This is a genomic window from Bacteroides sp. L008, from assembly GCF_040812255.1.
Classification (GTDB): domain Bacteria; phylum Bacteroidota; class Bacteroidia; order Bacteroidales; family Bacteroidaceae; genus Bacteroides; species Bacteroides vicugnae.
This window is the reverse complement of the sequence record NZ_JBFNXO010000002.1, coordinates 520,320-537,133: the sequence shown is the minus strand read 5'-3', so window position 1 is coordinate 537,133 and position 16,814 is coordinate 520,320. Positions and strand designations below refer to the sequence as shown.

17 protein-coding genes are annotated in these 16,814 nt (G+C 42.9%); 4 read left to right on the top strand and 13 right to left on the bottom strand.

The window, feature by feature from the left end:
• Positions 1 to 102: 102 nt before the first annotated feature.
• The 11 genes from AB3G73_RS21355 to AB3G73_RS21305 all read right to left on the bottom strand — a co-directional run bounded on the left by AB3G73_RS21355 (position 103) and on the right by AB3G73_RS21305 (position 9,771).
• Positions 103 to 1,461: a BT_3928 family protein gene (locus AB3G73_RS21355; RefSeq protein ID WP_148366527.1), complete on the bottom strand. Its 1,359-nt coding sequence runs from the start codon at positions 1,459 to 1,461 to the stop codon at positions 103 to 105.
• Complete coding sequence (locus AB3G73_RS21350; RefSeq protein ID WP_074636678.1) at positions 1,451 to 1,993, bottom strand: DUF1599 domain-containing protein; 543 nt, start codon at positions 1,991 to 1,993, stop codon at positions 1,451 to 1,453. The genes AB3G73_RS21355 and AB3G73_RS21350 overlap by 11 nt, the downstream gene beginning before the upstream one ends.
• Before the next feature lie 122 nt (positions 1,994 to 2,115).
• Entirely contained in the window at positions 2,116 to 2,985 is an 870-nt protein-coding gene (locus tag AB3G73_RS21345; protein WP_148366528.1) for a peptidoglycan DD-metalloendopeptidase family protein, read from the bottom strand.
• A gap of 19 nt (positions 2,986 to 3,004) precedes the next feature.
• Positions 3,005 to 3,469: a nucleoside-diphosphate kinase gene (gene ndk / locus AB3G73_RS21340; protein WP_148366529.1), complete on the bottom strand. Its 465-nt coding sequence runs from the start codon at positions 3,467 to 3,469 to the stop codon at positions 3,005 to 3,007.
• Between the two features lie 223 nt (positions 3,470 to 3,692).
• Positions 3,693 to 5,789, bottom strand: coding sequence for an ATP-dependent DNA helicase RecG (gene recG, locus AB3G73_RS21335; RefSeq protein WP_195648623.1), 2,097 nt, complete (start codon positions 5,787 to 5,789; stop codon positions 3,693 to 3,695).
• Positions 5,790 to 6,449 (bottom strand): 2-C-methyl-D-erythritol 4-phosphate cytidylyltransferase, encoded by a 660-nt coding sequence (locus AB3G73_RS21330; protein WP_367745574.1) that lies wholly within the window; start codon positions 6,447 to 6,449, stop codon positions 5,790 to 5,792.
• Positions 6,450 to 6,456: 7 nt separating this feature from the next.
• A complete protein-coding gene (locus AB3G73_RS21325) occupies positions 6,457 to 7,008 on the bottom strand; it encodes a DJ-1 family glyoxalase III (RefSeq protein WP_148366532.1) in 552 nt (183 codons plus the stop codon).
• A gap of 27 nt (positions 7,009 to 7,035) precedes the next feature.
• Complete coding sequence (locus AB3G73_RS21320; protein WP_367745572.1) at positions 7,036 to 7,911, bottom strand: cell envelope integrity protein TolA; 876 nt, start codon at positions 7,909 to 7,911, stop codon at positions 7,036 to 7,038.
• Between the two features lie 6 nt (positions 7,912 to 7,917).
• Positions 7,918 to 8,334: a biopolymer transporter ExbD gene (locus tag AB3G73_RS21315; protein ID WP_148366534.1), complete on the bottom strand. Its 417-nt coding sequence runs from the start codon at positions 8,332 to 8,334 to the stop codon at positions 7,918 to 7,920.
• Positions 8,335 to 8,341: 7 nt separating this feature from the next.
• Positions 8,342 to 9,058 carry a MotA/TolQ/ExbB proton channel family protein gene (locus tag AB3G73_RS21310; protein ID WP_148366535.1) on the bottom strand — a complete coding sequence of 239 codons (717 nt, stop codon included), beginning with the start codon at positions 9,056 to 9,058 and terminating at the stop codon, positions 8,342 to 8,344.
• Positions 9,055 to 9,771: a pyridoxine 5'-phosphate synthase gene (locus AB3G73_RS21305; RefSeq protein WP_148366536.1), complete on the bottom strand. Its 717-nt coding sequence runs from the start codon at positions 9,769 to 9,771 to the stop codon at positions 9,055 to 9,057. The genes AB3G73_RS21310 and AB3G73_RS21305 overlap by 4 nt, the downstream gene beginning before the upstream one ends.
• Before the next feature lie 148 nt (positions 9,772 to 9,919).
• Between AB3G73_RS21305 and AB3G73_RS21300 the strand changes: the two genes are divergently transcribed.
• Positions 9,920 to 10,789, top strand: a complete 870-nt coding sequence (locus tag AB3G73_RS21300) for an NAD kinase (RefSeq protein WP_148366537.1) — start codon at positions 9,920 to 9,922, stop codon at positions 10,787 to 10,789.
• A gap of 632 nt (positions 10,790 to 11,421) precedes the next feature.
• Here AB3G73_RS21300 and AB3G73_RS21295 read toward each other — a convergent pair.
• Positions 11,422 to 12,294 (bottom strand): hypothetical protein, encoded by an 873-nt coding sequence (locus tag AB3G73_RS21295; protein ID WP_148366538.1) that lies wholly within the window; start codon positions 12,292 to 12,294, stop codon positions 11,422 to 11,424.
• 407 nt (positions 12,295 to 12,701) lie between these two features.
• Entirely contained in the window at positions 12,702 to 12,893 is a 192-nt protein-coding gene (locus AB3G73_RS21290; RefSeq protein ID WP_167511845.1) for a hypothetical protein, read from the bottom strand.
• Positions 12,894 to 13,029: 136 nt separating this feature from the next.
• Between AB3G73_RS21290 and mdh the strand changes: the two genes are divergently transcribed.
• The 3 genes from mdh (at position 13,030) to AB3G73_RS21275 (ending at position 16,809) form a co-directional block, all read left to right on the top strand.
• Complete coding sequence (mdh, locus tag AB3G73_RS21285; protein ID WP_148366539.1) at positions 13,030 to 13,971, top strand: malate dehydrogenase; 942 nt, start codon at positions 13,030 to 13,032, stop codon at positions 13,969 to 13,971.
• Between the two features lie 272 nt (positions 13,972 to 14,243).
• Entirely contained in the window at positions 14,244 to 15,695 is a 1,452-nt protein-coding gene (locus AB3G73_RS21280; protein WP_195648626.1) for a TolC family protein, read from the top strand.
• Between the two features lie 121 nt (positions 15,696 to 15,816).
• Positions 15,817 to 16,809, top strand: coding sequence for an HlyD family secretion protein (locus AB3G73_RS21275; protein ID WP_148366541.1), 993 nt, complete (start codon positions 15,817 to 15,819; stop codon positions 16,807 to 16,809).
• Positions 16,810 to 16,814: the final 5 nt, after the last annotated feature.

The window sequence follows — 16,814 nt, the reverse complement described above, 5'->3', positions numbered from 1 at the left end:
TTTTTTATTTTAAAGGGTTAATAAATTTACGATTGGACGATTGACGATTGAACGATTGAAATTAGTGTTCGTTACAGAGGGTCGATCGTTATCATTCATTTCTTATTCTCGTTCTTCTATTCCTTGGTTCTTTATTTCCATTTCTTTGTTTTTCACCTCTTCCTCTCGTTGCTTCCGCTTCGCGTTTTTCCGTTCTCTGCGGCGAACGACCAAAACATCCACTCCGAGCACTAACAACAACGGAATAACAAACCATAAGAATACATATCCCACCGTATGAGTATCACTGCTCACTTTCTGCTTTCCTAACGGCAGATTTTCCAGCTTGTCCGTCAGCACATATTCATCCGGTATATCCTCATCGCTCCATTTATTCAGAATTGTTCCGTTCTTAATCAGTATCAATCCCGGATTGGAACGAACCATCGTCTTTAATGTAATATCATCCATCTGACAGAAAGGATATTCGGCTCCCGTCTTGTCCTTCCACAATTCGATCTGCTCTTCCGGTGAAGAAGTGAGGCAGTAAAACTTATAGCCATGCTCCACCGAATAGTCATATATCTCATTAATCAAATCAATGTTACTATCATCCGCCTCTTCAATCCGATGGGCAACCAACAGGAAGGTGTATCCTATATCCGTCAAGACATCGTCTGTTATATCCTCACCCGTATTCAGATCAATCATAGAGAAATCGTGAATAGCCGGTTCATATCCTTTTTCCTTTAAGACTGTCCGCGTGTCGATAAATGTCCAGGTACTATCCGGATAGTTATCCAACGTAAATTCTTTCTTCTCTCCGTTCTTTTCCAAGATAAAGATGCTTTCATATACACTCGGTTTCGCTCCTTCGGGCATTGTCATCCCTTCCAGAATATTCTTTCCGATCTTGTAAGGACGAAAATCTAAAACAGGCAGACGGTCCAAACAATAGAATGACAAAGTAAACACAAAAAACAGCGTATAGAGAGAAACCAACCATTCCATCTTCACACTGATAAAACGAATCAGCATCCTTCTGTGACGGAAAGCCATCATTGCTGCAAACAGCAGAACTATATTCTTCCCGAATGTCTCCCAGTTTGTCAACACCCAGGCATCTCCAAAACAGCCACAATCCGAAACCGGATCAAAGATGGCAAGATACAAAGTCAGTGGTGTCATGAAAATCATCAGCATCAAAGCCAATGAAGTAGCCAAGGTTCTTCTGGTAGCAAAGAATAAGGAGATACCGATAAAAAACTCAATGGCTGATAAAGTGATGCCTCCCAATAAAGGGAAGAATGAAGGAAACCAGGAATCCATTCCGAATGCGGTCAGATAATCCTGTATCTTATACTGGAACCCCAGTGGATCAACTGCCTTTACAAATCCGGAAAAGATGAACGATGCCGCCAAAAGAAAGCGACACATATTCGCCACTACCTCCTGAATGATATGTAAGTTCTTATCCTTCAAATTCTATCTTAATCAGTCCGAAAACAGAGTAATTAATCATATCCATATAATTGGCATCAATTCCCTCTGACACCAATGTGTTGCCGGCCAGGCTCTCAATCTGCTTGGTACGGTAAATCTTCATCAAGATCAAGTCTGTGTAAGAGCTGACACGCATACTCCGCCAGGCTTCATCATAATCATGGTTTTTGGCAAGCATCAGGTCTAATGCCCCTTTTGCATACTTATCGTATAAAGCCATCGCTTCTTCATTGCTGATGTCGGCAGATTCGGCATACCCCAGCTCCAACTGGATGAGTCCGACAATGCCATAATTGACAATCGCAATAAACTCTGCACGGATTCCCTCGTCAATCAAGGTCACTCCTTTGGTCTCAATACTACGAATCCGATTGGCTTTAATAAAAATCTGGTCAGTCACCGAAGCCGGACGCAGGATACGCCATGCAGGCCCGTAATCGTGCAGCTTCTTGGAAAATAAGTCACGGCACAAGGCGATGACATGTTCAAATTGTTGCTTGGTATCTTTCATCTTCTTCCAAATAGTGCGCAAAGGTAACAATAATTAAGTAAAAACAGAAAGAGGGCACTCTAAATTATATTAAAGTGCCCTCTTCTAAAGATATTGTATTACTGTTTTATAAGCTATCTATTTTATGAACAACGCAAAACCTGTCCGATACGCAAAGTCGTGGTCGGTTTGATGCGGTTCAGTTTGCAAAGCGTGCTGACTGATACGCCCCGTAACTTAGCAATGCGGGACAATGTATCGCCACTCTTCACCTTGTGATAACGGATAGCACCGTCAGCCACCTGAGTGTCATGAGAACCTGCACGATTCACGCCTTTTGCTTTGCGGAACGTATAAGTATCGGCAACGATATCCTGTTTCGGGAAGTCGAACATATAAATCGGATTAATGGCAATTCCCAGGAAGCGGGTTTCGAAATGAAGATGCGAACCAGTAGAACGTCCGGTGTTACCACCCAGACCAATCGGTTCACCGGCTTTCACCAGCTGATTATCTTCAACCAATTGTTTAGACAAGTGTCCGTATACAGTTTCCAATCCATTATCATGACGGATAACAACGTACTTACCATAACCTCTGCGCTCATACTTCACTACACGCACTTTACCGTCAAAAGCAGCAACGATTGTATCACCGATATTAACCTTCAAGTCGAGGCCATTATGCATTCTTCTCCAACGAGGCCCGAAAGGCGAAGTAATTTTAGTACTCGGAGTTGGCATATGGAAACCAGTCAGGTCGATTGTATACGTTTCAGGGATAATAGCATTTCCGTAAGCATGCACATACTGGTTGTTCCAGTTTGGATAAAGACTTAGGGCGGGATATTCGGACTGTTCGGCGCGGATTTGCTTCTGCAAGGCCAAAGAGTCTACTGATTTTAATTTCTTGTCTATCGGTGCTTGGCGGGCAATCAGGTCTTGCGAGAAAGAGCTCAGACTGACCATAGCCGCAACAGCGACCAATCCTGTTTTAATAATGCTAAAATTCATTCGTTCTTTGTCAATTCAATTAATATTCGTCGTTTGCGTACAGGTAGTCAAATGTTGCCTGCTTGTAATCGAATATTTCTTCCGGTTTAAAAAATCTCGTTAATTCAATAGCTGCCGTCTCCGGAGAATCGGATGTATGAACTATATTCTCTTGAAAGCTCATACTATAATCCCCACGAATGGTGCCTGGGGCAGCTAAACGTCCATTAGTCGGTCCCGCCAACGTACGGACTGTTTGAATAGCATCCACACCTTCGAAACAACAAACAATGACAGGAGCTGTCATCATCGAATCTTTCACACGCTGAAAGAAAGGTTTGCCGCTAAGGTGGGCATAATGTTCGCTTAACAATTCATCAGTCAGTTGCACCATCTTCATGCCGGCCAACCGCAATCCTTTACGTTCAAAGCGGTGAGTAATCTCACCAACCAATCCCCGTTGAAGGGTACACGGTTTTAAAATGACCAGCGTTTTTTCAAGCATAATACTCGACTTTACAAATGGTTAAACAATACATTTACTAAAAAAATTCCTCCAAAGATAGTATTTTCCTATGAAAAGGCAAGGGAGTTATTAACTATTTTTCAGATGCTTAGTACGGAAAGAAGGGACAATCAGGGCGTTAAACTCCTATAAATAGGGAGGATAGAGACGAAATATGTTTTGCAACACATTTACGCAAATAAACTGCATGTTTAACCGTTTTTCAACTTATGGCAGCCCAGTTAACATTCGTTTTCCGTAAGGCTTTAAGCTGTCGCCATAAGATTTCGTTCTCCGGACTTTGTGCTGCTGGGTCTTGTTCTACAATACTTTCAGCTATAGCACGAACGTATTGTAACAGTTGCCCGTCGCGGACAATATCCGCAATCTTCAAATCGAAAGCAATGCCACTTTGCTGTGTACCTTCAAGATCACCGGGACCACGCAATTTCAAATCGGCTTCTGCTATTTCAAAGCCATCATTGGTGCGCACCATGATTTCCAATCGCTTCCGGGTGTCCTCCGTCAACTTGTAATTCGTCACCAGAATACAATAAGACTGTTCTGCTCCACGCCCCACCCGGCCGCGCAACTGATGTAACTGCGATAACCCGAAACGTTCTGCATTTTCTATAATCATCACCGAAGCATTCGGAACGTTCACTCCCACTTCGATGACGGTGGTAGCTACCATGATCTGTGCTTTACCCGAAACAAAAAGTTGCATTTGTTCGTCTTTCTCGGCAGGCTTCATTTTGCCATGCACTTTGCAAACCGTACACTTCGGAAACTCTTCCAGAATATGCTGATATCCTTCTTCAAGATTCTTCAAATCAATCTTTTCGCTCTCTTTAATCAGCGGATAGACAATATAAACCTGACGTCCTTCGTCGATCTGCTTACGCACCGAACGATACATGCTTTCCCGGCGATTGTCGAATTGATGGATGGTAGTAATCGGTTTTCTTCCGGGAGGAAGTTCATCAATCACAGACACGTCCAAGTCGCCATACAAGGTCATCGCCAACGTACGGGGAATGGGAGTGGCAGTCATTACAAGTACATGCGGAGGTTGAACATTCTTACTCCAAAGACGGGCACGCTGAGCCACGCCAAAACGATGTTGTTCGTCAATCACAACGAAACCTAAAGAGGAGAAATTGACAGTATCTTCAATAACGGCATGGGTTCCTATTAATATCTGCACATCTCCGGTCAGCAATCCGGTCAGAATCGCTTCTCTCCTTTTTCCTTTAATAGAACCTGTCAGTAGCTCAACACGAATGTCCATGCCAAAAAGCAATTCCTTGATGGTTTCGTAGTGCTGGTTTGCCAGGATTTCGGTAGGTGCCATCATACAAGCCTGATAGCCATTATCCAATGCCAGCAACATACTCATCAAGGCAACCAGTGTTTTTCCGCTTCCTACATCTCCCTGCAAAAGACGATTCATCTGCCTGCCACTGCCGACATCGTTCCGTATCTCTTTCAATACCCGTTTCTGCGCACCCGTCAGTTGGAAAGGAAGATTCTTTGCATAAAATGTATTGAACACATCTCCCACTCTTTCAAAGATGTATCCACGATACCTTTTCTGCCTGTCTTTGGCATATCGGAGAATGTTTAACTGAACATAAAACAGTTCTTCAAATTTAAGACGGTATTGTGCCCGACGAAGGACATCGGGATTGGTCGGGAAGTGGATATTCCGGAGCGCTTCCGTCAAAGGCATCAAATGATGCTCCGTCAGCAACTTGGGAGAAAGTGTTTCAGGCAGAGGTTCCTGTATCTGCTGAATCACCGTTGCCATCATCTTCTCAATCGCGTGAGAGTTGAGGAAACTGCGTTTCATCTTCTCCGTCGTACTGTAATAAGGTTGCAGTCCCACCGAGGAAAGTTTCAAATCATCCGGTTTATCTATATCGGGATGCGCCACATTGATACGTCCGTTGAAAACAGTCGGTTTGCCAAAGATGATATATTCCTCGTGAAGTTTATACTTTCCCAAGATATACTTTATGCCTTGAAACCACACCAAATCAACGACTCCTGTGCCATCCGAGAAATGCGCTGTCAGACGGCGTTGCCGTCCTTCACCAATAGTCTCAAAACCGAGGATTTCTCCTTTCAACTGAATATACGGCATATTGCCATCTATTTCATGAATGTAATAGATGCGGCTCCGGTCAATATATTTATAAGGGAAATAATAAATTAAATCGTGCAAGGAGTAGATTTCCAACTCCTTATTTAATACAGCGGCTTTTTGAGGGCCTACACCGGAGATAAATTTTATGTCGCGTGTGGCTAAATCAAACATTTATAAAAGAGCACTCCCCACTTTTAAATCGAAAGGAGTTGTTATTTTTATATTTTCACGGTTGCCTTCTGCCAGATAAACGGGTATTCCCATCGCTTCCACAACGGAAGCATCATCTGTAAAGAAGGGGGTAAATTCCTGTGCGTAGGCTTGTTTCAGCAACTCTACATCGAACACTTGCGGCGTTTGCACCAGTTTGTAATCCATCCGGCTGACTGTTTCACTTCCGGCATCTGTCAAATGGCGAAGTGTCTCTACTACATCCACCACAGGAATCACGGCTTTCTGCACCTCTGCCAACTCATAACAACGGCGAATCACTTCTACTGATACAAACGGGCGTACTCCATCATGCACCCCCACCAATCCCGGCTCTTGCACCAATGCCAGCCCATTCTTTACGGAATGGAAACGTGTTTCACCTCCTTCCGCAAGGACATGTTTCACCGTAAAATGATGTTTATCACAAAGTTGCTTCCAGAAACTTTGTTGCTCCTGCGGAAGCACCAATATGATTTGAAGTGTCTCGTCATATCTCCTGAAGACTTCCAGGGTATGCATCAACACAGGTTTATCCCCCATGGGAAGGAATTGTTTGGGGAGATCACTTCCCATTCGCAAGCCCTTTCCACCGGCGACAATGATTACATTTTTCTTCATGGGCGGTTTAGCGTTTAACGCACATCGCTTCTACCAGTTCGCCTACTTTTTCTTTACCTGCCAACAGATCAACGATTGCCAAGGCAAATTCCATAGCAGCACCCGGTCCCATCCCCGTAATGATGTTTCCATCACGTACGACATGTGCATTTACACATTCGGCGCCATCCAGATATTGTTCGAAACTCGGATAACAGGTAGCCTTCTTTCCTTTCAGCAGCCCCAGTTTACCCAACACCATCGGAGCAGCACAAATGGCAGCAATAGGTTTACCTTTTGCAGCAAAATCAAGAATCAATTTACGCAATCCTTCGTGCTTGTCAAGTGTAGCAGCTCCCGGCATTCCTCCCGGCAACAACAAAAGTTCAGCATCGAAGAAATCGCAATTCTCGAAATTGATATCGCAAAGAACAGATACATCATGTGCTCCCACTACAATTTCATCCGGTGTAACGGATACGATTTCTACATTCAGTCCGGCACGTCTCAACGTGTCAATAGCAGTAAAGGCTTCAATTTCTTCAAAACCATCTGCAAAAAAAGCGTATACAGTTCCCATAATGCTTAATATATTTGGTTAATGATACTATCTCAAGTTAAAATAATAGGTGATTGTCCCTGTCTGGTTATTCACTCCATCGATCGTATTAAAACGGGCTTTCTTAGCTGCATCCTCCGCTGCTTTACGTAAAGCAGAGTTTACAGTGTTCGTTTGAGGGCTAATGCTGGTCGACACTACTTGTCCTGCGGGATTCACGGTGATATTCACCACTACACGTCCTTCTTCCTGCACGTTATATACAGGCTTCGGCAAACTACCCGTACCTAAAGAACGTCCGCCAAGGTCAAATGTTCCATAACCACCAGTTCCGGTCTTCGCTCCGGTAGAAGAATTACCTTCTTTGCTACCTTCGGTTCCCGTGCCACTATCTGCTGTTCCTTTATTACCTGTCATTTGCGCTCCTTTTCCGAACGCACCGGCCACCCTCTTTTTAGCAGCCTCTTCGGCAGCTTTACGTTCACGTTCCGCTTTTTCCTCCGCCAGTCGTTTCGCCTCCACAGCTTTTTCCGCTTCCGTTTTTTCCGGCTTCTTCACCGGCTCTTTCGGCTTGACCACCTCTTTAGGTTTCACCGTTTCTTTTTTCGGTTCTTCCGCTTTAGGTTTCAAAGTGACCGTTTCCTCTTCAGTCTGTGTCAGTAAATCCTGTTCCGAAGGAAGTTGCGGTTCTGTTTCTGCAGGCGGTGCTGCCGCATCTTCATCCATAATATCCACATCTACCAGAGAAGGATCATCAAAACCGCTCGCTGCGTCCACATTCCCCAGCATCACGGGCACTCCACCTGCATCTTCATCCGGTTGGGGGACAGTAAAGCTCACCAGAATCAAAAGAGCAATCACTGCCACATGCACCAATAGTGCACCGAGCGCTCCTATGTATTCACCCTTTTTTCTTCTGTCCATTGTTTCTTATTTTTTTTCAGGCGGGCGGGTAGCCAGCACCATCTTAAAATGATTCTCGTTTGCAATGTTCAATACCCTTACAATCTCACGGTAAGGTACCGATTCATCCGCATACAATGCCACATACATTTCCGGTTCCTTCTCTGCACAACTCTGCAAAAAAGAGGTCAGATCGTTCAGCGCCACCGGCTGCTCTTTTTCATTGCCGAAAGCGGCATAGAAATTCAAGTCCTTATCGATAACCACTCTTGTCAGCGGTTTGGCCGAAGTCTGCTGCTTGCCTTGAGGCAACAATACCTTGATGGCATTGGGCGACACCACCGTAGAGGTTATCATAAAGAATATCAGCAACAGGAAGATGACATCCGTCATGGAGGCCATGCTGAAATTGGGCGATACTCTATTTCTTCTTTTTAATCCCATCTGCGAATTATTTTGCAGGCTCGTTCAACAGGTCCATGAACTCCATTGTACGAGATTCCATTTTATTTACCACACGGTCTACCAGCATCACCAGATAATTGTAGGCAAACATAGCGATGATACCGACAATCAGACCACCGACCGTTGTAATCATAGCTTCATAGATACCTCCGGAAAGCAAAGTGATATCAATGTTTCCGCTTCCGGCATTCGCCATTTCGTAGAAAGCACGTACCATACCGGTCACCGTACCGAGAAATCCGAGCATCGGAGCGCCTCCGGAAATAGTTGCCATCACAGTCAGTCCTTTTTCCAGCTTTGCAACTTCAATATTACCCACATTCTCAATAGCTACCTGCACATCGTTAATAGGACGTCCCAAACGGCTGATTCCTTTTTCTATCATACGTGCCGAAGGAGTATTCATCGTGCGGCAATAGTTAATAGCCGCTTTGATCTCTCCACTATGAATATAGTCTTTAATCCGTTCCATAAACATGGGGTCCTCTTTTCCTGCCTTGCGAATCATGTAGTTACGTTCAAACAGGATATAGAAGCAGACAACCGACAGTACGCCCAGCACAATCATAATCCATCCACCCTTGACAGCCATATCAAGCATGTTCATTTCAGGAGTGTTTACCTCCGTCAGCACGGGGTTGGCAGTAGCCAGTGAGTCGGCCATATTCATAGCCCCTTGGGCTAACAAGATCATTGCATTCATGAGCGTAGACAGTTTTTATATTCCTGAATGGTACGTTCGAGTCCCAGATACAGTGCATCGCTAATCAACGCATGTCCGATAGACACTTCATCCACCCAAGGAATGTTTTTATAGAAATAATTTAAATTCACCAGACTTAAATCATGACCGGCGTTCAATCCGATCCCCAGTTTACGGGCAGTCTTCGCAGCTTCGATAAAAGGAGCGATGGCCGCTTCCGGATTCTTAGGATAGTTTGTTGCATAAGGTTCTGTATACAGTTCGACACGATCCGCCCCTGCTTTTGCCGCATATTCCACCATTCCAGGATCAGCCGCTACAAAAACGGAAGTACGGATGCCGGCACTGTTAAATTGATCGAGAACTTCAGTCAGAAATTCCAGATTTGCTTTCGTATCCCAACCGGAATTGGAGGTGATCTGTGAAGGATCATCGGGAACTAAAGTAACCTGATGAGGTTTTACTTTCAACACTAAGTCAATAAATTCCGGGGACGGATAACCTTCAATATTGAATTCTGTCCGCAACAGAGGACGCAAATCATATACATCCGAACGACGAATGTGACGCTCGTCAGGACGGGGATGAACGGTGATACCATCAGCACCAAAAGATTCACAATCAAGCGCCACCTTTACTACATCGGGCACATTTCCCCCGCGAGCATTTCTTAGTGTAGCAATCTTGTTTATGTTTACACTTAATTTAGTCATAGTTCTACGTTATATTTGCCGCAAAAATACAAATATTATTATTAGTTGCCTAATAATACGAAACGCATTCTCTACTCTTTTTTGGTTATTTAAAGTAGAAATCCAAGAAAAAATGCCAAATTTGCATCCTGAACTAATGATGTTGCTTATGAAATTTGCCATTTTCGGAAATACTTATCAGGCTAAAAAGTCTTCTCATGCTGTCACCTTGTTTAAACTTTTAAAGAAACAGGGAGCAGAGATTGGTATGTGCAGGGAATTTTACCAATTCCTAGTTTCAGAAAATATGGATATTGAAGCAGATCTATTATTTGATGGTGATGATTTTACTGCCGATATGGTAATCAGTATCGGAGGCGACGGAACATTTCTGAAAGCTGCCCGCCGCGTAGGAAGAAAAGGGATCCCTATTCTGGGAATTAACACAGGACGTCTAGGGTTTCTAGCTGATATTTCACCGGAAGAAATGGAGGAAACATTCGATGAAATCCAAGCCGGAAGATATAGTGTAGAGGAACGAAGTGTACTTCAGTTGATCTGCAACGACAAACATCTTCAAGATTCTCCGTATGCCCTCAACGAAATTGCCATTCTTAAACGGGACAGTTCATCAATGATTAGTATCCGAACAGCTATTAATGGTGCGTATCTGAATACTTATCAGGCTGACGGGCTGGTAATTGCGACTCCTACCGGCTCCACAGCCTATTCTTTGAGTGTAGGTGGTCCGATTATGGTTCCCCATTCCAACACGGTTGTCATCACTCCGGTAGCTCCGCATAGTCTCAACGTCCGCCCTATCGTTATTCGGGATGATTGGGAGATTACATTAGATGTAGAAAGCAGAAGTCACAACTTCCTCGTCGCCATTGACGGGAGGAGCGAAACCTGCAAAGAAACGACTCAACTAACCATTCGCCGGGCAGATTACAGTGTAAAGGTGGTGAAACGTTTTAATCACATTTTTTTCGATACACTCCGCAGCAAGATGATGTGGGGAGCTGATGGAAGACGGTAAGCAGTTTACATTATACAACCGTTATTCCTCATCGCCTGATTCAACTATACGGTACTTAAAAATAGAACTTCTAAAAAAAGGGACATTCAAGCTGTTGAGAATGCAACAATTTGGGTATAGGATTCCAACTAAAGACAAAAAAGGCCGGGATTTACTATCTTCAGAAATCACATTGACATTATTTTCCCCTATATTTACCCGATAAGATTAAAATACCCTGATTGCATTTACAAATCATTCTTTTATAGACAAGAGTCATTCATTTTATCAGTTTCTCCTTATCTTTATTCGCATACAAACTAGAGAAAAAACAGTTTCCAATCATTCCTATATGAGTTCCTCACCGAGAAACGAGTTGTCCCTCACCGAGGAACTTATCCTTCCTCGGTGAGGGACATCTCGTTGGTTTTAATCCAATGAAGGCTTCTATGATTAAAAAGCGGCATATTATATGCAAATTCATGCTACGCTCGCCCTATTTTCTGTATATTATTGCAATTATTTATGCAGTTCTTTCTCCAGTTCATCCATAAAAGAACAACTGTTACCCGAAGAAATATTAAAAACAGACCATCGGGTTAGTTAATATAGAAGGAAATTAAAATATCGGTAGAGAGAAAAATACCCCGATATTAATTTAATGTAAACGACTGCGAACCTATCAGGTTCCCGCCTTCAAAAATATCTACCCGATAATTTCCGGCATATAGAAACTCTTCTACATCCCAAAACACATTGATATTCTGTTCTTCTCCATTATATTCAATATACTTCTTAATTGAATAAACCAATGTACGGTTTTCATAAGGGAAAGTATTGGATGCACTCTTGGTCAGTACATCATTATCGGGTTTGGTAATACGTATATAGATGGTACGTTCACCGTTTTCAGCGGTTATATTCTTCACGACCGTGAAACTGATAGCCAGCTTCACCACGTCTTTCACTTTCTTTGCAGCTTTGCCACGTTTATTGCGTGGTTCGATACGAATATTAGTTGCATCGAGTTGTGCGGCTAACGTCACCTTTTTATTCAGATTCTTCTTTTCTTCAGAAAGGTTATCGATCTGTCGTGAAGCCTGATTATACTTTTGGGTCACTTCAGCTATGACCTGTTTCTGCTGTGCAGTCAGTTTATTCAAAGAGTCGATCTGATTGATATAGCCAACCATTACCTTACGCAAAGTAGCCAATTCTTTCTTTAAACGACGAATCTCTGTCGCATTCGAGCTCTTCACAGTACGAAGTTCCTCCAATAGACGTTGAGTTTTCAATTGTTCCTGTTCCAGTAATTGAGATAAAGAGTCATTAGAAATCGTCATCTTTAACTCATCATATTGTTGTGCAAAACGGGCATATTCGTTTTCCAGATCTTCCTTGTCTAATTGGAATTCCTGCACTAACTCCCGGTTAGCTTGTTTTTCGGTAAACAATAAATAAGTAATACCAATAATAGCTATCACCAAGATAGCCACGGCCGCAATAAGAAGGCTTTTTTTACTCATAGTTTCAGTTGTGAATTGATAACGTGCGCAAAAGTAATCATTTCGCAACAGAAGTCAAGTATAAAAAGTGAGAGTTTTTGAAATAATCTGCGAAAATCTGCATTAATCTGCGTTTCAATAAATATCCATTCAGCTCATGTCCGTACGCTAAGCGGTAGCCCGAGAAATAATATAGCATTTACCTAACGGACAAACGTATGTTATCTACCGTGTGAATGTCCGTTACCCACCGGACGAGCATCAACAACCTACCAGACGAAAGTCGGTCATCTGCCGGACGAACAATTCATGAAGGACGCGGGAACAGAAACAGCACCGGCGAAGTGATCCGAACCGACAGCGGCAGCAGCAAAAGCTGTCTTCTCTGCCCAGTATTATTGCTGTTGTTTATAACAGAAATAATACTTTTACTTACTCTTCTTTTCTCTACTCTTCTCTACTCTACTGGTTTCCATTGGGTTTTCCCCCTTTACTGGCGGGCGTTTCAGCGCTTTGTGCACCCCTCTTCGGACACCCTCGTTTTTGTATCGTTTTCGTTGCTTATTCTCCGCTTCTTTTCCACGCTTGCCAACGGCTTGTCCGACCACTTTTTTTTCCATTATAGCTGTCCATTCGGGAGAACTTAGACCTTTAACTAAAATTATTACGGAAAAATTTCTTTAATCAGGATTATCGTTGTAATTTTGTCGCGCTAAAAGATAAAACAAATTATCAACTTTTTAAATATATAGTATTATGTCAAAAGTAACCGTAGTAGGCGCAGGTAACGTAGGTGCTACATGTGCAAATGTACTTGCTTTTAATGAAGTAGCAGACGAAGTAGTAATGCTGGACGTTAAAGAAGGCGTTTCAGAAGGTAAAGCAATGGATATGATGCAGACAGCTCAATTGTTGGGTTTCGACACTACATTGATAGGCTGCACGAACGACTATGCTCAGACTGCTAACTCTGACGTTGTTGTGATTACTTCAGGTATTCCTCGTAAACCGGGTATGACTCGTGAAGAACTGATCGGTGTGAACGCCGGTATCGTTAAATCGGTAGCAGAAAACCTGTTGAAATATTCTCCTAACGCTATCATCGTTGTTATCTCTAACCCAATGGATACAATGACTTATTTGGCATTGAAAGCTCTGGGCTTGCCGAAAAACCGTGTTATCGGTATGGGTGGTGCTCTGGATAGCTCTCGTTTCAAATATTTCTTGTCTCAAGCTATCGGTTGCAACGCTAACGAAGTAGAAGGTATGGTTATCGGCGGTCACGGTGATACTACTATGATTCCTTTGACTCGTTTCGCTACTTACAAAGGTATGCCTGTATCCAACTTCATCTCTGCCGAAAAACTGGAAGAAGTTGCCGCTGCTACAATGGTAGGTGGTGCTACACTGACTAAATTGCTGGGTACTTCTGCATGGTATGCACCGGGTGCAGCGGGAGCATTCGTAGTTGAATCTATCCTTCACGACCAAAAGAAGATGGTTCCTTGTTCTGTATTATTGGAAGGTGAATACGGCGAATCAGATCTTTGCATCGGCGTTCCTGTAATCCTTGGCAAGAACGGTATCGAAAAGATCGTTGAACTGAACCTGAACGAAGACGAAAAAGCTAAGTTCGCAGCTAGCGCAAAAGCTGTTCACGGAACGAACGCTGCTTTGAAAGAAGTAGGTGCTCTGTAATTAAAATCCCCTTACTTTATATATCAAGAAAGGCTGTTCCTCGTCATGAGAAACAGCCTTCTTTCTTTTCAACAGAATCCAACCCCACTATATTTCTAAAAAAAGCTAATTCGTTTTGAGTTCTCACAGAAAGCATATACATTTGCATCGTTGTTTATGCAATTATTGTTTAAGTAAACAAGTACAAAAAAACTGACTACTTTAATAAACAAATTACATAAGAACAGGGTTATTTAAAATAGAAGTATCACCTTATTAATATGCAAGATGCGATGAAAAAAGTTTTTTTTCTGACATTTCTGTTAAGTTTCACTTTTACAGTAAAAGCGCAGAGCTTTCTAAGTCTGGATAGTTGCCGCGCATTAGCTCTTGCCAACAACAAAGATTTGTTGATAAGCAATGAAAAAATAAATGCTGCTCATTATCAACGGAAAGCTGCATTTACAAATTATTTGCCTAATTTCTCGGCAACGGGAGCTTACATGAGGAACCAGAAAGAGTTTTCATTATTAAATAATGACCAGAAAGCTGCGCTTTCAGGATTAGGAACGAATCTGGCTGTGCCTTTCCAACAGGCCGCACACGAGATTGTAACAGCATACCCAGACTTGGCGCCACTTATTTCTTCTTTAAGTGGAGCTCTACCCGCTCTCGATCAAGCGGGAAACTCTTTAGTGGATGCGCTCCGCACAGACACCCGAAATGTCTATGCAGGTGCCATTACATTGACACAGCCCTTATATATGGGTGGGAAGATCCGTGCATACAACAAAATTACAAAGTATGCCGAAGAGTTGGCCCAAGAACAACATCACGGCGGTATGCAGGAAGTGATCATGAGTACGGACCAAGCCTACTGGCAAGTTATTTCGCTGGTTAACAAAAAGAAGTTGGCGGAAGGTTATCTAAAGCTTTTGCAACAGCTGGACAGCGATGTAGAGAAAATGATTAATGAAGGAGTAGCTACGAAAGCAGACGGTTTGTCTGTACGCGTCAAGGTAAATGAAGCGGAAATGACACTGACTAAAGTGGAAGACGGATTGAGTCTTGCGCGAATGTTGTTGTGTCAACTATGTGGCATTGATCTTAGTTCTCCCATCACACTGGCAGACGAAAATATGGAAGACATTCCATTACTGACAACGGACCCTCATTTCGATCTATCCACCGCTTATGAGAATCGTCCGGAAATACGTAGCCTCGAATTGGCAACGCAGATTTATAAACAGAAAGTAAATGTAACCCGTGCAGAACATCTTCCATCCATCGCATTGATGGGAAATTATATGGTAACCAATCCCTCGGTTTTCAATAGCTTTGAAAACAAGTTCAAAGGTATGTGGAATGTGGGAGTGATGGTACAGATACCTATATGGCACTGGGGAGAAGGTATTTATAAAACCAGAGCGGCAAAAGCCGAAGCTCGTATTGCACAGTATCAACTTCAGGATGCTCGTGAAAAAATAGAATTACAGGTCAATCAAGCCGCATTCAAGGTAAAAGAAGCCGGTAAGAAATTGGTAATGTCTTCTAAAAACATGGAAAAAGCGGAAGAAAATCTACGCTATGCAACACTTGGTTTTAAAGAAGGAGTGATTGCCACCAGCAATGTTCTTGAAGCACAAACAGCATGGTTGTCTGCTCATTCAGAAAAGATTGACGCGCAAATAGATGTGAAGCTGACGGAAATCTATCTGAAGAAATCTTTGGGAACTCTGAAATAGGTGATAGTTGATAAATGATAGTTATCAGTTATCAACTATCAGTTATCATCTATCAACTATCAGTTATCACCTATCATTTATCATTTATCATTTATCAACTATCATTTAAATTCATATTAATATGGCACCTATAAAATCACAAAACAGCAATATGCTGCTTGCATTCCTTACTCTGTTGGGAGTTATTGCAATCGTTGCAGTCGTTGGCTTCTTCATGCTCCGCAAAGGTCCTGAAATTATACAGGGACAGGCTGAAGTTACCGAATATCGCGTTTCAAGTAAAGTTCCGGGACGTATACTGGAATTTCGCGTGAAAGAAGGGCAAAGTGTCAATGCCGGGGATACACTAGCCATTTTGGAAGCTCCTGACGTGGTAGCAAAAATGGAACAGGCACGTGCTGCTGAAGCAGCTGCACAGGCACAAAATGAAAAAGCAATCAAAGGCGCACGGGAGGAACAAATCCAGGCAGCTTATGAAATGTGGCAAAAAGCCCAAGCAGGCGTTACCATTGCCGAGAAATCATACCAACGCATCAAGAATCTCTATGAACAGGGAGTGATGCCTGCACAGAAGCTGGATGAAGTGACTGCGCAACGGGATGCAAGTATTGCAACAGAGAAAGCTGCCAAAGCACAATATACCATGGCGAAGAATGGAGCCGAACGTGAAGATAAGATGGCTGCGGAAGCTTTGGTAAACCGGGCGAAAGGAGCTGTTGCCGAAGTTGAATCGTATATTAAGGAAACTTATCTCATCGCTCCGGCTGCCGGGGAAGTTTCTGAAATATTCCCGAAGGTAGGCGAATTGGTTGGTACCGGTGCTCCTATCATGAATATCGCTGAACTCAACGATATGTGGGTAACATTCAATGTACGCGAAGATCTGCTGAAGAACCTGACGATGGGTTCGGAGTTCGAGGCTGTCATTCCTGCTTTGGATAATAAAAAGATCCAACTCAAAGTATACTATCTGAAAGATTTAGGCACTTATGCTGCTTGGAAAGCAACCAAAACCACCGGACAGTTCGATCTGAAAACATTCGAGGTGAAAGCTTCTCCGGTAGAAAAGGTGGAAAATCTCCGTCCGGGTATGTCTGTTATCATTGACAAGTAAATGAC